Annotated in this window: 13 protein-coding genes; 2 read left to right on the forward strand and 11 right to left on the reverse strand. The window is 65.9% G+C overall.

Going from position 1 to position 18,605, the window contains the following annotated elements:
- Positions 1 to 66: 66 nt before the first annotated feature.
- From AC56KL_RS01480 to AC56KL_RS01530, 11 genes are all read right to left on the reverse strand, one after another.
- Entirely contained in the window at positions 67 to 2,421 is a 2,355-nt protein-coding gene (locus AC56KL_RS01480) for a beta-L-arabinofuranosidase domain-containing protein (protein ID WP_497178383.1), read from the reverse strand.
- Positions 2,418 to 3,434 (reverse strand): arabinan endo-1,5-alpha-L-arabinosidase, encoded by a 1,017-nt coding sequence (locus AC56KL_RS01485; protein WP_497178384.1) that lies wholly within the window; start codon positions 3,432 to 3,434, stop codon positions 2,418 to 2,420. Before AC56KL_RS01485 ends, AC56KL_RS01480 begins: the two co-directional genes overlap by 4 nt.
- Before the next feature lie 147 nt (positions 3,435 to 3,581).
- Positions 3,582 to 5,123, reverse strand: a complete 1,542-nt coding sequence (locus AC56KL_RS01490) for an alpha-N-arabinofuranosidase (RefSeq protein WP_497178385.1) — start codon at positions 5,121 to 5,123, stop codon at positions 3,582 to 3,584.
- 120 nt (positions 5,124 to 5,243) lie between these two features.
- On the reverse strand, positions 5,244 to 6,011 hold the full coding sequence (locus AC56KL_RS01495) for an SDR family NAD(P)-dependent oxidoreductase (RefSeq protein ID WP_497178386.1): 768 nt from the start codon (positions 6,009 to 6,011) through the stop codon (positions 5,244 to 5,246).
- A 45-nt stretch (positions 6,012 to 6,056) separates the two neighbouring features.
- A complete protein-coding gene (locus AC56KL_RS01500) occupies positions 6,057 to 7,625 on the reverse strand; it encodes an aldehyde dehydrogenase (NADP(+)) (RefSeq protein WP_497178387.1) in 1,569 nt (522 codons plus the stop codon).
- Complete coding sequence (gene araD1, locus AC56KL_RS01505) at positions 7,622 to 8,614, reverse strand: AraD1 family protein (protein WP_497178944.1); 993 nt, start codon at positions 8,612 to 8,614, stop codon at positions 7,622 to 7,624. Before araD1 ends, AC56KL_RS01500 begins: the two co-directional genes overlap by 4 nt.
- 174 nt (positions 8,615 to 8,788) lie before the next feature.
- On the reverse strand, positions 8,789 to 10,531 hold the full coding sequence (locus tag AC56KL_RS01510) for an IlvD/Edd family dehydratase (RefSeq protein WP_497178388.1): 1,743 nt from the start codon (positions 10,529 to 10,531) through the stop codon (positions 8,789 to 8,791).
- Positions 10,532 to 10,692: 161 nt separating this feature from the next.
- Positions 10,693 to 11,574, reverse strand: coding sequence for an SMP-30/gluconolactonase/LRE family protein (locus AC56KL_RS01515; protein ID WP_497178389.1), 882 nt, complete (start codon positions 11,572 to 11,574; stop codon positions 10,693 to 10,695).
- Between the two features lie 4 nt (positions 11,575 to 11,578).
- Positions 11,579 to 12,634, reverse strand: coding sequence for an aldose epimerase family protein (locus AC56KL_RS01520; RefSeq protein WP_497178390.1), 1,056 nt, complete (start codon positions 12,632 to 12,634; stop codon positions 11,579 to 11,581).
- 8 nt (positions 12,635 to 12,642) lie between these two features.
- Complete coding sequence (locus AC56KL_RS01525) at positions 12,643 to 13,593, reverse strand: glycoside hydrolase family 43 protein (protein ID WP_497178945.1); 951 nt, start codon at positions 13,591 to 13,593, stop codon at positions 12,643 to 12,645.
- Between the two features lie 32 nt (positions 13,594 to 13,625).
- The gene (locus AC56KL_RS01530) at positions 13,626 to 14,987 is read right to left on the reverse strand and encodes an MFS transporter (RefSeq protein WP_497178391.1); all 1,362 of its coding nucleotides are present in this window, start codon (positions 14,985 to 14,987) and stop codon (positions 13,626 to 13,628) included.
- Between the two features lie 536 nt (positions 14,988 to 15,523).
- Between AC56KL_RS01530 and AC56KL_RS01535 the strand changes: the two genes are divergently transcribed.
- Together AC56KL_RS01535 and AC56KL_RS01540 are read left to right on the forward strand one after the other, a co-directional pair.
- A complete protein-coding gene (locus AC56KL_RS01535; protein WP_497178392.1) occupies positions 15,524 to 17,866 on the forward strand; it encodes a LamG-like jellyroll fold domain-containing protein in 2,343 nt (780 codons plus the stop codon).
- A gap of 27 nt (positions 17,867 to 17,893) precedes the next feature.
- The gene (locus AC56KL_RS01540) at positions 17,894 to 18,463 is read left to right on the forward strand and encodes a PEP-CTERM sorting domain-containing protein (RefSeq protein ID WP_497178393.1); all 570 of its coding nucleotides are present in this window, start codon (positions 17,894 to 17,896) and stop codon (positions 18,461 to 18,463) included.
- Positions 18,464 to 18,605: the final 142 nt, after the last annotated feature.

Genomic DNA, 18,605 nt, shown 5'->3' on the forward strand with positions numbered 1-18,605 from the left:
CTTGGCGCCGGTGGTCGCAGGGAGCAGCGGTGCTGCCCCCCCCATGAATCCGCACGACGGCGACTGCTAGCGCAGCAGGCGCAGACCGTAAAGCCCACCCGCCAGGGAGCCGGGCCCGGCCACGAAGCGCACGGACAGGACAGGCGGCTTCGCTGCCAGAATAGCGGTCGGTAGGGGGTAATCGACGGTATAGAACTCGCCGGAGGAATCGCCGCCGAGCCGCACTTGGGCCACCAGTACCCCGTTGACCTCGATATTGAAACGTCGGCCGGCATCCGCCTTGGCAAACGTCAGGCGCAACAGCTTCGCCTCCCCTTTTGCGTCCTTCAGCTCGTAGCTGAACCACTGGCTCGCATGCCGCCAATGCCGCCCGCCATTCACCCCCGCATCGACACCCTCGCCTTTGAAGAAGTGATCCGATTCCGGCTGCTGCTGCCCCGGCGCCACCTGGTCGATGGTGCGCGCGTCCAGCGCCAGCCGCTCCGCCTCCTGGGCTGCGTTCTCCGCCCGCATGCGCTCGAAGTTCGCCGGCGTCGCGTGCTGCCAGTACATCGTGTAGCGCGACTCGTGCAGGCGGAAGAAAGGAATGAATTCCGTCGCACTGCCCGCAGCGCCGTGCACCAGCCCCGGCGCCGTGAAGGTCAGCGGCTTGCCCTTGACTGGCTTGAAGCGGCGCAGGAAGGCAAGGGAATCGCTGACCAGCATCGGGGCCGCCTCCAGCGGGCACACCGGACCGCCCGCGATATGTCCCATGCGCGATTCGTCGGCCAGGAAATTCAGCCCCTCGTCGCCGAACAGGCGCGTCTTCGCGGCCAGCACGATCGGGCCGTGCAGCACCGCGTAGTAGTTCGATTTGTCGGGCATCTGTTCCAGGCGCGTGCTCATCGGCAGCCGCACGTCGACCCGGTCGCCCTGCTTCCAGGCGCGCGCCACGCTCACATAGCCGCCGGGCGCCGCATCGAGATTCACCGCCCTGCCGTTCACCCTCACGCTCATTTTGCCGGCTGCGACCCAGCCCGGATAGCGGATCTTCATGGTGAAGCTGCCGGGCGTTTCCACGGTCAGGCGCGTGCTGTCGTGGTCCGGGAAGCGCGTCGACTGAGTGATCCGCACGTCCCTTTTGCCGATCCTGCGCCAGTGCAGCGTCGAGGGAATGAACAGGTTCACGAACAGCGCGTCGCCCTCGTGCGCATAGATGAACTCGCCGTACCTGGCATGGCTCTCGATGCCGGAGCCCACGCAGCACCACATGCCCTTGTCGACCTGCGAGTACACGCGGTAGTGGTTCGGCCGAATCGGCGTGAAGTAAACGAAGCCGCCGCCCGGGCGCTGCGAGGACAGGATGTGGTTGTACAGCGCGCGCTCGTAGTAGTCGCCATAGCTGCCCTTCTGCTCGGACTGGAACAGCATGCCGGTGAGCTTGAGCATGTTGTAAGTGTTGCAGGTCTCCGGTCCTTCGACCTCGCCGATCATCGCGCTGAAATCATGCTCGTCGTGGAAGTGCTCCTTGACGCTGTTGCCGCCGATGGCCACCGAGCGGCGCGCGACCACGGTCTGCCAGAAGAATGCGGCGGCCTTGTCCAGGTCCTGGCGCCCGGTCATGTCGGCGATGCGCTTGAAGCCGATCACCTTCGGGATCTGGGTGTTGGCGTGCAGTCCGGTCAGCTTGTCCTGCCCTTGCGCCAGCGGCTGCAACACCGCCTGGTGCGAGAAGCGCAGCGCCAGGTCGAGATACTTCCGGTCGCCCGTCATCTGCGCCACGTCGGCGAAGACTTCGTTCATGCCCCCATGCTCGGCGCGCAGCATCTGCTGCATCTGCTCGTCGCTCAGCCGGGAACTGAGGCGCAGCGCCCAGTCGGACAGCGCGACCAGCATCGTGCGCGCATCCGCATTGCCGGCGTAGCGGTAGGCGTCGCGCAGGCCCGCGTAGACCTTGTGCAGGTTATACCAGGGCACCCACTTGCCGTTCACCGAGAAGTTGTCGGCCGCCAGCTTGCCGGCCGCGACCTCGCGCCAGGCCTGGCGACCACCGGGAATGCCGCCCAGGTAGCCGTCGCCGTTCGCCTCCTGCGCGCGCTTCAGTTCCGCCACAAAGTAGTTCAGGCGGCGCAGCACTTCAGCATCACCGGTGGCGGCATGCATGAGCGCCAGCGCCGACAGGTAGTGGCCGCCCATGTGGCCGTCCAGCCCCGTCGACTCCCAGTTGCCGTAGCTCGGCTGGCGCGGCGCCAGGCCCGCTTCACGCAGGAAAGGCGCCAGCAGCCGGTCGGGCTCCATCGCCATCATGTAGTTCAGGTCGGTGGTCTGGGCGTCGAGGAAGGGGCCGGGCATCAGGCGCACGTCGGCCAGGGGGAACAGCTCGGCCGCGTGCGCCCACGCCGAGGATACGAGCAGGGCGATCGCGGCGAGGCGGCGCTTCATGGCAGGCGCACGCTCTGGTAGCGCTTGAGCTCAGCCTGTTCCACGGTCGGCCAGCCTTCTGCGTCCCACTGCATCGGGAGCACCTTCAGCTTCTGCTTGTAGCGGTCGGCGCTCTCGTAGGCGTGCAGCACCAGATAGTCCTTGCCGCCGAAGGTGTAGGCGCTGTTGTGGCCCAGCCCCTTCCAGTCGCGGTCGCCCGCGATGACGAGCGAGCCGCCGCCCTTGGCCATGTCCACGCCCTGGCGGTCGAGGTAGGGGCCGGTGACAGCTTTCGCACGGCCGACCACCACCTTGTAGGTGCTGTCCTTGCCCTTGCAGCACAGGTCCCAGGAGGCGAACAGGTAGTACCAGCCGTTCTTCCTGAAGATGAAGGGCGCCTCGATCTGGGCCGGGCCGGCTTCCTCGTCCGGCACGTAGGCCGGGCGGTCGCGGCGGGCGATCGTGTGCCATTCCTGCGGTTCGGCCAGCTTGGTGCGGCTGGCGTCGAGCTTCACCAGCTTGAGGCCCGACCAGAAGGAGCCGAAGGACATCCACGGCGTGCCTTGCTCGTCGTCGATCACGTGCGAGTCGATCGCGTTCCACAGGTCGCGGCCGGGGATCGACTGCAGCACCATGCCCTGGTCTTCCCATTTGTAGTGCGGGGAGCGCGGGTCGAGCGTGGTGTTGGTGGTGACGCCGATGCCGGACGTGTTCTTCCCGAAGCCGGATACCGAGTAGTACAGGTAATACTTCCCGTTATGATGGTAGATGTCCGGCGCCCAGATGTGGTCGTTGAAGGTCGGTGCGGCCTTTTTTGCCCAAGCGGGTTCGCCGGCGAAGATCCTCCCTTCCGGCTTCCAGGACTTCATGTCGCTCGAGCTGTAGAAGGTGATGCCGGGGCCGGTGCTGAAGAGGTAGTACTTGTTGCCTTCCTTGGCCATCACGGGGTCGTGGACGTCGACCTGGGCGGCGAAGGTGGGCAGCGCGGCGGCGAGCGCCAGAGCGCAGGCGGGGAAGCGGGAGAATAATGACATTGCGGACTCCTGAATAGTCGTCAATGTAGGGTGGGCGGGTCTCCCGCCCACGCGTTCAACCGTCCGTTGCGGTCCGATCCGGAGGCGCGTGGTCGAACCCGTGATGTGAACGCGTGGGCGGCAAAGCCGCCCACCCTACGGCAGGCCTTAGGCTTCGATGGCGACCACCACCACCGACTTGGCCGGCACCTTCAGGGTCAGCTTGCCGCCCACCGCCTTGGCGCTGTACGGCGCCGGCTTGATCGCCTGCGGCTTGTCGAAGGTGTTGTGCGCATCCATCGCCTCGGCAGTCAGGACCTGGCCGCTGGCGCCGGAGACGGCCTGGCCCTTCAGGTCCACCGCCACGTCGCTGGCGCGGTGCGGGTTGGTATTCACCAGGGCCACCCAGATCCTGCCGTCCTTGCCGCGCGCGCTCGAGGCGCTGATGCCCGGGACGCTCTTGTCGTTGAGCGAATAGGCCACGTCGTTGTTCACGGCCGTCGGCAGCGAGGTGGCGTCCTGGAACGGGATGTACATCTTGTACGCATGGTAGGTCGGGGTCAAGAGCATCTTCTCCTTGTCGGTGATGATCATCGCCTGCAGCACGTTCACCATCTGCGCGATCATCGTCATGCGCACCCGCTCGGCGTGGGCATGGAAGATGTTGAAGTTCAGGGCCGCCACGACCGCGTCGCGCAGGGTGTTGCGCTGGAACAGGAAGCCCGGGTTGGTGCCCGGCTCGACGTCGTACCAGGTGCCCCATTCATCGACGTAGAACCCGAGTTTCTTCTCCGGGTCGTTCTTGTCGAGGACGGCGACGTTGCGGCGGATGTGGCCATCCATGCGCAGGGTCTGCTGCACGGTCGAGAACCATTCCGTTTCCGGGAAGCCGATGGCCGCGCCCTTCTTCTCCCAGACGCCGGTCGGCAGCGTGTAGAAGTGGAAGCTGATGCCGTCGGTGCCGCGTGCGGCCTCCTTGCTCAGCACCTCGGTCCAGCGGGTGTCGTCGTCGTTGCCGCCGCTGGCGATCATCTTCGGACGCGCGTTCGGCGGGGTCTTGAGGAAGGTGGCGTAATGGTTGTACAGGTTCGCGTAGTACTCCGGCTTCATGTTGCCGCCGCAGCCCCAGGCCTCGTTGCCGATGCCGAAGAAGGCCACCTTGTACGGTTCCTTGCGGCCGTTCTTGCGGCGCTGCTCGGCCAGGGTCGACTTGGTGTCCGACGTCATGTATTCGAGCCACTCGGCCATCTCCTGCGGGGTGCCGGAGCCGAGGTTGCCGTTCACATAAGCTTCGGTGCCCAGGATCTCGACCAGGTCGAAGAACTCGTGGGTGCCGACCGCATTGTCCTCGGCCACGCCGCCCCAGTGGGTGTTGACCTTCACCGGACGCTTGTTGCGCGGGCCGATGCCGTCGCGCCAGTGGTATTCGTCGGCGAAGCAGCCGCCCGGCCAGCGCACCAGCGGCACCTTCAGCTCCTTCAGGGCGCCCACCACGTCGTTGCGCCAGCCGCGGGTGTTCGGGATCTTCGAATCCGGGCCGACCCACAGGCCCTCGTAGATGCCGGTGCCGAGGTGTTCGGCGAACTGGCCGTACACGTTCTTGTTGATCACCGGGCCCGGCTTGGCGGGATCGATGCTGACGCTCACCTGGGCAAAGGCCGGGGCGGCCAGGATGCTCAGGGCGAGGATGGCGGGTGTGAATGCTTTCACTGATGGTCTCCTTTTTTTGTGGCGGTATGCGTGAAAGTGCCCGTCGGACCGGCGCCGGCCGGTACAACGGATCAACTGGGTGTGGATGACGTGAGGGCGGCGCTGTTCAAGCGCCAGGAATCACGTCCAGCCTGCGTCGACGACGAAGTCCTGCGCCGTGCACATCCTGCTGTCGTCGGCGCCGAGGAACAGCACCATGGCGGCGATGTCGTCGGGCATGAGCTTGCCGGGCAGGCACTGGGCCTTCTTGATGTCGAGCTCGGCCGCCTCGTCGACCCACAGGTCGATCTGGCGCTGGGTCATGACCCAGCCCGGCGTGACGGTGTTCACGCGCACGCCGAAGGGGCCGAGGTCGCGCGCCAGGCTGCGGGTCAGCCCGATCACGGCCGCCTTGGTGGTGGCGTAGACCGGATAGCCCGCGCCCTTGGCGTGCCAGGACATGGAAGAGAAATTGATGATGGAGCCGCCGCCCATCTTCTTCATGCCCGGCAGGACGGCCTGCGCGGTGAAGAACATGGGGCGCTGGTTGATGGCGATGCGCTCGTTCCAGTAGTCGAGCGAGACTTTCTCGATGTCGTGGCGCTGGTCGTTGGCCGCATTGTTGACCAGCACCTCGAAGTCGCCGAGCTGTTCGGCCAGCTCCCTCATCGTGCGCTGCAGCGCGGGGATGTCGGTGATGTCGCAGTAGCGGAACACCGGCGCCCGGTGGCCGCCGGCGGCAAGCTTCGCACACAGGGCTTCGCTTGCTTCTTTCGCGATGTCGACGAAGGCCACCACCGCGCCCTGCGCCACGAAGGCTGTCACGATCGCTTCGCCGATGCCGGTGCCGCCGCCCGTCACGAATACCCGCCTGCCTTCCAGGCTGGGATAGCTTGCCAACTTGTTCATCCTTGTCTCCATCCGTTCTTATTGTGATGTCCGCACATTTGCCAGTCAATGCGCTTTGGTCAGTTCGCCGTCCTTGCGACGCCAGATGCCGCGCGGGTTGCCGTCGCGCAGCGCTTCCGGCAGCAATTCCTGGGGCAGGTTCTGGTAGCACACCGGCCGCAGGAAGCGGGCGATCGCACCGGTGCCCACCGAGGTGCTGCGCCCATCGGCCGTGGCCGGGAACGGGCCGCCGTGCACCATGGCGGTCGAGACCTCGACGCCGGTCGGAAAGGCGTTGGCCAGGATGCGGCCGACCTTGCGCTCCAGCAGCGGCAACAGGGCGGCGGCGGCGGCGTAGTCTTCCCTGTCCATCTGCAGGGTCGCGGTGAGCTGGCCTTCCAGCACCTCGACGACCGCGCGCATCTGGGCGGCCTCGCGGCATACCACCACCAGCGACGCCGGTCCGAAGACTTCCTCGTGCAGCGCGTGGCGTGTGAGGAATTCCTCCGCCTCGACGCGGAACAGCGCGGCCGCGCCCCTGCCCTCGCCGTGCTCGAGGCGCGCCAGCGTGCTCACGGCCGCGTTGCCGGCCAGGGCGTCGACGCCCTTGCGGTAGCTCTCGGCGATGTTCTGGTTCAGCATCACGGCTGCTTCGGTCGCGTTCAATGCTTCCTGTGCCGCCGTGCAGAAGGTCGCGAGGCCGGGGCCGTCGACCGCCAGCACCAGGCCGGGGTTGGTGCAGAACTGGCCCACGCCCAGCACCAGCGAGGCGGCGAAGCCCTTGCCGATTTCTTCGGCACGGTGTTCCAGCGCATGCGGCATCAGGCATACCGGATTGATGCTGCTCATTTCGGCATAAACGGGAATCGGCTGCTTGCGCGCCGCTGCCACCGCCATCAGGGCGGTGCCGCCGCCGCGCGAGCCGGTGAAGCCCACCGCCTGGATGGCCGGGTGGCCGACCAGGGCCTGGCCGATGCGGCTGCCGGTCAGGAGCGAGAACACGCCGGCCGGCAGCCCGCACTGCTGCACGGCCGCCGTGATGGCGCGCGCCACCAGCTCCGAGGTGCCCGGGTGCGAGGAATGCGCCTTCAGCACCACCGGGCAGCCGGCCGCGAAGCTCGATGCGGTATCGCCGCCGGCAACCGAAAAGGCCAGCGGGAAGTTCGACGCGGCGAACACGGCCACGGGACCGACGCCGATCAGGCGGTAGCGCAGGTCGGGACGCGGCGGCGTGCGCTCGGGCAGCGGCGTGTCCAGCCGTGCGTCGACCCAGGAACCTTCGCGCAGCAGCTCGGCGAACATGCGCAGTTGGTTGCAGGTGCGTGCGCGCTCGCCTTCCAGGCGCACGCGCGGCAGGCCGGTCTCGAGCATCGCACGCTCGATCAGCGCGTCGCCCAGCAGCATGACCTGTTCCGCGACGGACTCCAGGAAAGCCGCCCGCTGCGCGTCGGTCGTGGCGCGGAAGCTGTCGAAGGCCTCGCCCGCCAGCCTGCAGGCGCGGTCGATCTGGTCAGCGTCAACCATGTGGAAGCTGGGTTCCAGGTAGTCGCGCCGGGTCGGGTCCCAGGCCTTGAACGACCCTGCGGTGCCGCGCTCGTGCGCGCCGCCGATGATGGCTTCGCCGGTGATGTTCATAGCGCCTTCACCTTCGCGAAACCGGTTTCGAGCACGGCCAGGCGGTTGCGCAGGGCCGGTCCGAACAGCGGCGACTCCACCTCGAAGGTCTCGCCGGGCTGCACCGAGATGCCGTCGGCGACGCTCAGGGTGGCGGTGCCGAAGAAATGGATGTGCACGTCGCCCGGGCGGGTGAACAGGCCGTACTTGAAGTGGTGGTACTCGAGGTTCTCGATGGTGTGCGACATGTTCTGCTCGCCACTGACGAAGGCCTTTTCCCAGCGCACCTGGCCATCCTTGTCGAGGATGCGCGAGGTGCCCGACACGTGGCCGGGGAGCTCGCCCACCAGCAGCGCAGGGCCGAGGCCGCAGTTGCGCAGCTTGGAGTGGGCCAGGTAGAGGTAGTTCTGGCGTTCGGTGACGTGGTCGGAGAACTCGTTGCCGATGGCGAAACCGAGGCGGTAGGGCTGGCCGTCCTTGCCGATCAGGTAGAGGCCGGCGATTTCCGGCTCTTCGCCGCCGTCGAGCGCGAAGTCCGGCATGTCGATCTCCTGGCCGGTGGCGCGCACGATCGAGCCGTCGCCCTTGTAGAACCATTCCGGCTGCACGCCGGGCGTGCCCGGCGCCGGCTTGCCGCCTTCGACGCCCATGCGGAACATCTTCATCGAGTCGCTCAAGGTGTCGACGTCGCCGCCGATCTTCTTGTGCATGGCGTCGCGCGTGTCGGCGCTGCCCAGGTGGGTCAGGCCGGTGCCGGTGACGTAGCAGTGGGCGGCGTCCGGGTGGTCGAGCGGCGGCAGGATGCGCCCCGAGCGCGCGATGTCCTCGTATTGCAGGTGTTCGCTGGTAGCGGCGCTGTCGGCCAGTTGCGCCAGCCCGGTGCCGGTGGCGATGGCTGCGCGCGCCAGGTCGAGGGTCGTGGCGTAGCCGCCGACGATGCGGATGGTGTTGTCATGCAGGATGCCGATACGGCGTTCCTGGGATTCGGTGATGAATTGTACGAGCAGCATGGCCCGGTCTCCAAGATTGGTGTTGTTGACGATGCGAGTGTTCGAGCGGTGCTTGAACGCGCGGTCGGGAGACCCGGCCACCCTACGGTGTTTGAACATTCCACCGCCAGCAACGATGACGCGGTTGTCGTAGGGTGGTCGGCTATGCCGACCGCGCGTTCAACTCCCGCGTGATCAGTGAGAATGCTTGGGCACCGCCGACCCGCGGCAGCCAACGAGGAAATCAAAATCGCAGCCCTCGTCCGCCTGCATCACGTGGTCCAGGTAAAGCCGCTGGTACCCGCTGTGCTGCACAGGCTTGTTGTTCTCGGCGCGATCGGCCAGGCGGGTGCGGATTTCCTCATCCGACAACTCGATGTTCAGCCCGCCCCCAGCGCAGTCCAGCTGGATCCAGTCGCCGTCCTGCACGATGCCGAGCGGGCCGCCGGCCATCGCTTCCGGCGCCACGTGCAGCACCACGGTGCCGTAGGCCGTGCCGCTCATGCGCGCGTCCGAGATGCGCACCATGTCGGTGATACCCTGGGCCAGCAGCTTGGGCGGCAGGCCCATGTTGCCCACTTCCGCCATGCCCGGGTAGCCCTTGGGGCCGCAGTTCTTCATCACCAGGATGGAGTTCGCATCCACGTCCAGCTCGGGATCGTTGATGCGTTGCTTGTAGTGGTCGAAGTCCTCGAACACGACGGCGCGGCCGCGGTGCTGCATCAGGTGCGGCGAGGCTGCCGACGGCTTGAGCACGGCGCCGCGCGGCGCCAGGTTGCCGCGCAGGATGCGGATGCCGCCGTCCTCGATCAGCGGCGTCTCGAGCTGGCGGATCACCTCGTCGTTGTAGATCGGCGCATCCTCGCAGTTTTCCCACAGGGTCTTGCCGTTGACGGTGAGCGCATCCTTGTGCTTCAGCAGGCCGCCTTCGCCCAGGCGGCGGATCACGCCCGGCAGGCCGCCGGCGTAGTAGAACTCTTCCATCAGGTATTTACCTGACGGGAGCAGGTCGACGATGGTCGGGGTGCCCTTGCCGATCGTGCTCCAGTCTTCCAGCTCCAGCGGCACGCCGACGCGGCCGGCGATCGCTTTCAGGTGGATCACGGCGTTGGTCGAGCCGCCGATCGCCGCATTGACGCGGATCGCGTTCTCGAAGTTCTCGCGCTTGAGGATTTTCGAGAGGCGCAGGTCTTCGTGCACCATCTCGACGATGCGGATGCCCGACATGTGGGCCAGCACGTAGCGGCGCGCATCCACCGCCGGGATCGCGGCATTGTGCGGCAGCGAGGTGCCCAGCGACTCGGCGATGCAGGCCATGGTGGAAGCGGTGCCCATGGTGTTGCAGGTGCCGGCCGAGCGCGAGTGGCCGGCTTCGGCGGAGAGGAAGTCGTGCATCGTGATCTTGCCGGCCTTGGCTTCTTCGTGCAGCTGCCAGACGGCGGTGCCGGAGCCGATGTCCTTGCCGTTCAGCTTACCGTTCAACATCGGGCCGCCGGTGACGACGATGGTCGGCAGGTCGACGCTGGCCGCGCCCATCAGGAGGGCCGGAGTGGTCTTGTCGCAGCCGACCAGCAGCACGACGGCGTCCATCGGATTGCCGCGAATGGATTCTTCGACGTCCATGCTGGCCAGGTTACGGGTCAGCATGGCGGTCGGGCGCAGGTTCGATTCGCCGTTGGAGAACACCGGGAACTCGACCGGGAAGCCGCCCGCCTCCAGGATGCCGCGCTTGACGTGTTCGGCCAGCTTGCGGAAGTGGGCGTTGCAGGGGGTCAGTTCGGACCAGGTGTTGCAGATGCCGATGATCGGCTTGCCCTGGAATTCATGATCGGGAATGCCCTGGTTCTTCATCCAGCTCCGGTACATGAAGCCGTTCTTGTCATGGGTCCCGAACCACGCCGCCGAGCGCAGCGGGGTCTTCTTTTTCGTCTCGGACATGCATTCTCCTCGTCTCGTTATCGCCGCCACGGAAGGCTTGCAGGCCCTTCTCGCTTGTGTCGCGCAGCGCTTGTTGTTCAGCAATGGGACAAGTCTAGAATGCTGCCAGATAACTTTCCAATCAATTATTTCGCGATATTGATACCGGAATTGTTATCTGATCAGGCGCCGAGAAAACGCGATTCGGGCAGGCCGCGCACGTCCGGGTCGCGCTGGAACAGCGCTCCCGACAAAGGCGCGCCGGCGCGCTCGCCGGCGCCCATGCCGAGGAAGGCGCTGGTCGCATACAGGGTGGACAGCCCCGGCCCGCCGAAGGCGGGACAACTCGGCTGTGGCGCGTCGAGCGCCAGCACGCGCTCCAGGCGGCCGTCGGGTGCGAAGCGCATGATCTGTCCCGCACCCCAGCGCGTGCTCCACAAATAGCCATCCGCATCGATGCACGAGCCGTCCGGCTCACCCGGCGCCGCATCGGCCGCGACGAAGACCTGCGCGGCGCCGACCTGCCCACTGTGGGGATCGTAGTCGCAGCAATGGATCGCGCGGGTAGCCGAGTCGGCGTAGTACATGCGGCGACCGTCCGGACTGAAGCAGATGCTGTTGGCGATCGCCGCAGTGCCGAGCGGCAGGCGCTCGAGGCTCAGGTCGGTGTTCAGGCGGTAGAAGCCGCCCAGCGGACGCTTCGGACTGTCTTCCTGGTTGAACATGCCGAACACGAAGCGGCCCTGGCGGTCGCAGCGCCCGTCGTTCAGGCGCGTGGAAGGGATGTCGGGCTCGACCTCGGCGATGCGCGTCAGCTCCCCGCTCGACAAGCGGAAGAAGGCGAGGCCGGACGCGAGTCCCAGCAGCAGGCAGTCGTCGCTGGTCGTCAGTGCAAAGGAACAGAGCCGCTCCGGCATCGGCCAGTGCATGCTGCGGCCGGTCGACGGCGAGTACGACCACAAGGAACATGCCGGGATGTCGGTCCACAGCAGGCGCTGCATGCGCTCGCACCACAGCACGCATTCGCCCAGCTCGTGCCGGTTGTCGAGGAAAGCCTGCATCATGCGCTCACGCCTCCGCCTGCACCGAGAAGCGGAAGCGCGATTCGGTCTCGTAGACCTGGCCCGGGCGCAGGATCACGCTGGGAAAGCGGGGCCGGTTCGGGGAATCCGGGAAGTGCTGCGGTTCCAGGCAAAAACCGCTGCGATGGCAATAGTTGCGGCCTTTGCCGGCGAGCGAGCCATCGAGGAAGTTCCCGCTGTAGAACTGCAGGCCGGGTTCTTCCGTAAACACCTCGAGCACCCGGCCCGAGCCGGGATCGAGCACGTGGGCCGCACGTGTCATTGCCCTGCCGTCCGGCTTGTTGAGCACGAAGTTGTGGTCATAGCCGCGCCCGTGGCGCAGCTGCTTGTCCGGCTGGCCGACCCGTTCGCCGATGGCGCGCGGCGTGCGGAAGTCGAAAGGCGTGCCGGTCACCGGCGACAGCATCCCCAGCGGAATCGACCCGGCGTCGATCGGCACGAAGGTGTCGGCGTCGATGGTGAGCAGGTGGCCCAGGATATCCCCCTCGCCGCACAGGTTGAAATAGCTGTGCTGGGTGAGGTTGACCGGTGTCGGCTGGTCGGTGACGGCGCGCAGGCGCAGCACCAGCTCGTTGTCGTCGTTGAGCGAATAGCTCGCCAGTACGTCGAGGTTGCCGGGGTAGCCCTGCTCGCCGTCGACGCTGCGGTAGGCCAGCACCAGGCTGTCGCCTTCCACGCTGGCCTGCCACTTCACCTTGTGGAAGCCCCCTGCCCCGCCATGCAGGTGGTGCTCGCCGTCGTTCGCGGGCAGCACATGTTCCCGGCCGTCCAGCGTGAAGCGGCCGTTGGCGATGCGGTTGCCGTAGCGGCCGATCAGGGCGCCGAAATAGGGACTGTCGCCCTGGTAGCCTTCCAGGGTATCGAAGCCCAGCACCACGTCGGCCAGGCGGCCGTCGCGGTCGGGCGCGTGCAGCGAGGTGATGATGCCGCCGAAGTCGATGATCTTCGCCGACAGTCCATTCGCATTGCTGAGTAGGTATTGGGTGACGGCCGCGCCGTCCGCCAGCCGGCCGAAGGGTGCTTGCGTGATGGGGTGTGGCACCGTGTTCCTCAGAGGGTGGATGGCCGGCCGAACACGGGCATGCCCGCTTCATCCCAGCGCAGGGGCTTCACGAAGGTGTGGCGGTCGGGATTCCAGAGCGGATCGCCGACAATTTCCGTATAAGTGCGCGCGTGATACACCAGCATGACGGTTTCGCCGTCTTCGGCATAGGTGAAGCTGTTGTGGCCCGGACCGTAGATGCCGTGCTCGTAACAGGTGCGCAATACCGGCTCGCGCGACTTGGTCCAGGACGACGGGTCGAGCAGGTCGGCATCCTCGTCGGCCCACAGCAGGCCCATCGCGTAGTTCTCGTCGGTGGCGCTGGCCGAGTAGCTGATGAAGATCCTGCCGCCGCGGCGTACCACGGACGGGCCTTCGTTGACCCAGAAGCCGCGCGTCTCCCAGTCGAATTCCGGCTTGCTCAGCATGACCGGCCTGCCCTCGATCTGCCAGGGGGTCTTCATGGGGGCGATGTACAGGTTCGAGTTGCCCTCGATGTCCCTGTCCTTCTGCGCCCACAGGTAGTACAGCCGGCCCTGGTGGGTGAAGGTGGTGGCGTCCAGGCAGAAGCTGTCGATGCCGGTGTCGACCTGGCCCATGAACTCCCACTCGCCTTCGAGCGGATTCGCGTTCCCGTTGCGGATCGCGTACATGCGGTGCTGGAACAGCTTGTCCTTGATCTCGCGGCTCGGGGCGGCGGCGAAATAGACGTACCAGGCGCCTTCGTTGAAATGGATCTCCGGCGCCCAGACCAGCTCGCAGTAAGGGCCGGACTCGGGCTTGGTCCAGACGTCGACCGTTTCAGCGCCGGCCAGGTCGGCGATGCTGGCCGCACGCCGCAATTCGATGCGGTCGTACTGCGGCACCGAGGCGGTGAAGTAGTAATAGCCGTCGTCGTGCCTGTAGATATAGGGATCGGCGCGCTGTTCGATCAGGGGCTTGAGGATGGTTTCCTGCATGGCGTCTTCTTGTTGGTTCATCGTATTCTCCATCAGCCGGCGACGTAGCCGGCCGTGCGCATATCGGCTTTCACCGTGTCGTAGTACTGGTCGCTGATGCGGTACTTGAACATCAGGAGCCCCATCAGCAAGTGGAAGAAGCCGGGGATCACGGACAGCATCAGGGCGATGCCCTGCAGCGCCAGCGCCGATTGTTCCTGGTTCGGCTGGTACTGGAAATAGTCGAGCAGGATGCCGACCATGCCGCCGGCGATCGCCATGCCGGCTTTCTGGCATACCGAGATGCCGCCGAAGGCGAAGCCCGAGACCCGCTTGCCGGTCTTGACCTGGCCGTAGTCGATGGTCTCGGCGATCGCCGACCAGAACACCGGGGCATGCAGGTCCACCACCAGCGACAGGATGAAGTACAGGACGAAGGCCAGCACCATGTCGCCCGGCTGCACCAGGAAGTAGATCAGCAGGCTGATGACGGCGACCAGGATCTGGGTGTTGCGGAACAGCTTGACCTTGCAATAGAACTTGGTGGTCCAGGTGGACACCACCATCGCCAGGATCGCGGCCGCCACGCCGGTGGACAGGAAGGCCGACACGGTGGCGGTATCGCCGCCCAGGTAGTACTTGGCGTAGTAGATCGCGACCGAGCCGCGGATCACGTAGCCGACGGTGCCGGTCACGCACACGGCGCACAGGATCAGCCACTGGTCGTTCTTCATGAGCACCCGCAGCTGGTCCACCAGCGGCTGCTTCTCGACCTTGTGGACGACGCGCTCGGTGGTGGTAAAGAAGCACAGCAGGAACAGCAGCACGCCCATCGCGGCCATCACCGCCATCGCGGCCTGGTAGCCGGTGGCCGGGCTGTCGGCGTCCCACCAGCTGGCCAGCACGGGGACGATGATGGTCACCATGAAGGCGCCGACCTTGGCGAAGAACAGGCGGTAGCCGTTGGCCGACAGGCGCTCCTGCGGGTCGGAGGTCAGGCCGCTGATCAGGGAGATGTAGGGAATGCCGACGCCGGCCGTCATCAGGGTCATCAGGATGTAGGTCGAATAGGCCCAGACCAGCTTGGCGTCATAGGTCCAGTCGGGCGTGGTGAAGACCAGGAACACGCTGACGCCGTAGGGCACGGCCAGCAACAGCAGCCAGGGCCGGTAGCGCCCCCAGCGCGTGAGGACGCTGTCCGTCACCTGCCCCATCGCCAGGTCGGCCACGGCGCCGACCACCTTCACGGCCACGAACAGGGCCGCCAGGTCGACCGTGCGGATGCCGTAGATGTCGGTGTAGAAGAAGGTGATGATCAACATCATCGAGGAGATCACCACGTTGAGCGCCATGTCGCCGGCGCCGAAACCCGCTTTTTCGAGGGTGGAAAGCTTATGTGTGTGTTGTGTGTGCATGCTGTCTTCCCATCAGAACGACCAGAGGGCACTGCCGGATACCGCCGTGCAGTGCCCCTGCTTTTGCGCTGCTGTCTTCGGACAGCCTGCTTATGCCAGCTGGGCGCCGGACCGGCCGCGCGATCGTCGTGGCGCGCCGTGCCCGGCGTGGATCCGGTCGATGCCGGCAGGTGCGGCAGGGCTTGCGCGCAAGGCGAACGACTGGCGGGGGCTGGCTGCAGCGCAGCCGGATGGGATGCGGTTCATACGTCTCCTGTTGCTGTCGTTGTCGCCGTTGTGTCACGGCTCGCTTTTGGTAGCGATACAAGCCCGATAGTAGACGCTGCACCGAGATCGATCCAATCAATTTTTTGGACATTCCGATACCGTTTTGCGTATCGGCGATCCGTATTCACCGATACCGATACGGATATCGACCGGCGCATTTAACTCATTAGAAAAAACACAAGAAACTCATCATTCTATGCATGCCGCTTACAGGTGAGCCGGACCGCCCCGCGTCCGCGCCATGCACATAACAATCACGGAGACATGCAATGAATCACACGCTCGCGACATGGGGGCTGGGAGCACTCCTGGCCTCGTCCCTGCTTTCCCCGAATGCCGCCGCCCAGGCCGGCTTCACCCCGATCACCTTCAAGAACGCATCGGTGCACGACCCGTCGGTCGTCAGGACCAACGATGGCTGGTACGTCTTCGGTTCGCACCTCGCCGCCGCCAGGAGCACCGACCTGATGAACTGGCAGCAGATCGCCAACGGCGTGACGGCCACCAATCCCCTGTTCCTGAGAGGTTCGGCCAATGTCCTCACCGAACTGAGCGAGGCCTTCAGCTGGGCGCAGTCGGACACCCTGTGGGCCGCCGACGTCAGGCAGCTCGCCGACGGCAAGTTCTACATGTACTACAACGCCTGCAAGGGCGATTCTCCCCGTTCCGCGCTCGGCATCGCGGTGGCCGACCGCATCGAGGGCCCGTATGTCGACAGGGGCATCTTCCTGCGCTCCGGCATGTGGGGACAGGCCAGCCACGACGGCACCGTCTATGACGCGACCAAGCATCCGAACGCGGTCGACCCGCACGTGTTTTCCGACAACGCCGGACGCCTGTGGATGATCTACGGCTCCTATTCGGGCGGCATCTTCGTCATGCAGATGAACCCCACCAATGGCCTGCCCCTGCCGGGCCAGGGCTACGGCAAGCGCCTGATGGGCGGCAACCACAGCCGCATCGAAGGGGCCTTCGTGATGTACAGCCCCGCGACTTCCCACTACTATCTGTTCACCTCCTTCGGCGGCCTGGATGCCAGTGGCGGCTACAACATGCGCGTGGCACGTTCGCTCAGGCCGGACGGCCCCTACCTGGACGCCGAGGGCAAGGACATGGCGCAAGTAAAATCAGACCCGGCCAAGCCGCTGTTCGACGACGCCTCGATCGCCCCCTATGGGGTCAAGCTGATGGGGAACTTCCTGTTCGACCGCAAGCTGGGCGAGGCGGGAACGGGGATCGGTACCGGCTACGTGTCGCCCGGCCACAATTCGGCCTACTACGACGCCGCCACCGGCCAGTATTTCCTGGTCTTCCACACGCGCTTTCCCGAGCGCGGCGAGCAGCACGAGATCCGCGTGCACCAGATGTTCATGAACGCCGACGGCTGGCCGGTGGTCGCGCCCTACCGCTATGCCAAGGAAAAGGCGGCGGCCGTGCGCCGGGAGTTCGTTGTCGGCGACTACCTGTACGTCAATCACGGCAAGGACATCTCGGCCGCGGTCAAGAAATCGCAGTCGATCACGCTGGGCAGCGATGGCAGGATCTCGGGCGCGGTGACCGGGACCTGGAGGCTATACGGGGCCAACAACGTCGAGCTGTTCGTGACGGGCGCGGCGTCGCCGTTCAAGGGCGTATTCCTGAACCAGTGGAATGAAACCACGCAGAATTTCGCCATGACCTTCTCCGCGCTGTCGCGCGAAGGCGTCGCGGTGGTCGGCAGCCGCCTGATCCCGCGCACCGATGCCCAGGTGGTCAGTGCCGTCCATGCGGAGCTCAGCCTGGGCAACACCTCGGCCGTCAGCACCAACCTGACCCTGCCGACCTCGGCGGCACGCGGCGCCGTCATCAGCTGGACTTCGTCCAACCCTGCGGTCGTCAGCAGCACCGGCGTCGTCACTCCGGCTGCCAATGACGTCACCCTGACCCTGAGTGCGCGCATCAGCAAGGGCACGGCCAGCGCCGTCAAAACCTTCACGGTCACGGTGCGCAAGACCGGCGGCCTGCTGGCGCATTACGCCTTCGACGGCAACCTGCTCGACAGCAGCGGCACGTCGGCGCCGGGCGCGGTGGTCGGCAACCGCATCGACAGCGCGGGCGGCAGCATCGGCTTCGAAGCGGGCGTCCGGGGCAATGCGGCCGTCTTCAATGGCGCCAGCGGCATCCGCCTGCCGAACGGACTGATATCCAGCAACAACTATACGGTCGCCCTCTGGCTCAAGCCGGCGGAGCTGACGGCGTTCACGACCACTTTCTTCGGCGCACGGACGCTTGAATCCTGGATCAGCCTGCTCCCGAAGGGACATGACTTCGTCAATGGGGCCTCGATGCTGTGGTCCGGTACCGCCTGGTATGACGCGGGGCTGGGCATGAACATCCCGGTGGGCCGTTGGTCGCACCTGGCGTTCACGGTCCGCAATGGCGCCGTCACTGTCTACGTGGATGGGGTGAGGCGCTTCAGCGGCAGCAACTTCCCGAACGTGTTCACCACCGCGACCGGTGTATTCGCCCTCGGCGTGAACTGGTGGGATACGCCTTACAAAGGCTCCATGGACGAGCTGCGCATCTATGGCACGGCTTTGAGCGATGCCGACGTGCTTGCCCTGGCCCGCTGATCAACTTGACGACAACAGGATATGAACATGAAACACATGATTTTTTCTCTTCTGCTGCTTGGCTCGGCAAGCGCCTCGGCCGGCGTGATCGGCTTCGATGACCTGCCCGGCAATGAAACCGAGGCCATCGCCAATGGTTACGCGGGCTTCGACTGGGATGGGGTCGGCGCCATCCGGGCCGATGCCTACCCCAACAGCGGCTATGCCGCCGGCACCGTCTCCTTCGCGAACACGGCGTTCAACCGCGACGGCGGCACGGCCCTGATCTCCAGGGCAGGCGGATTCAACTTCGTCGGCGCGTTTTTCACCTCTGCCTGGCTGGAGCAGGAACTCGCCTTCGAGGGATGGCGCAACGGGGTGCTGGTGCATGCCAGCCCGGCATCCTACGTGATCGATACCGCCACGCCGCAGTGGATCGGCCTGGGCTGGTCCGGCATCGATACCCTGCTCATCTATAACAGCAGCGGTACGCCATGGGCCATGGACGAGTTCACCGTTCCCGAGCCTGCTTCGCTGTCCCTGCTCGGCGCGGCGCTGGCAGGGATGGCGCTGTCGCGCCGGCGCAGGCCGCTCGCATGCCCCGCTGCTGCATCGTGATGCACCGGCCCTGTTCCCGAACAAGAAACACTCGGTGAATACCCGTGAGCGGCAGGGACAGGGCTTGTGTCTGCACCAGCAGACGCCCGGCCTGCCGCTTTCCACCTATCGATGCGTAAGGAACCGTTGAGTTATCCCATGG

Source organism: Telluria sp. ZB4P34 (assembly GCF_059686055.1).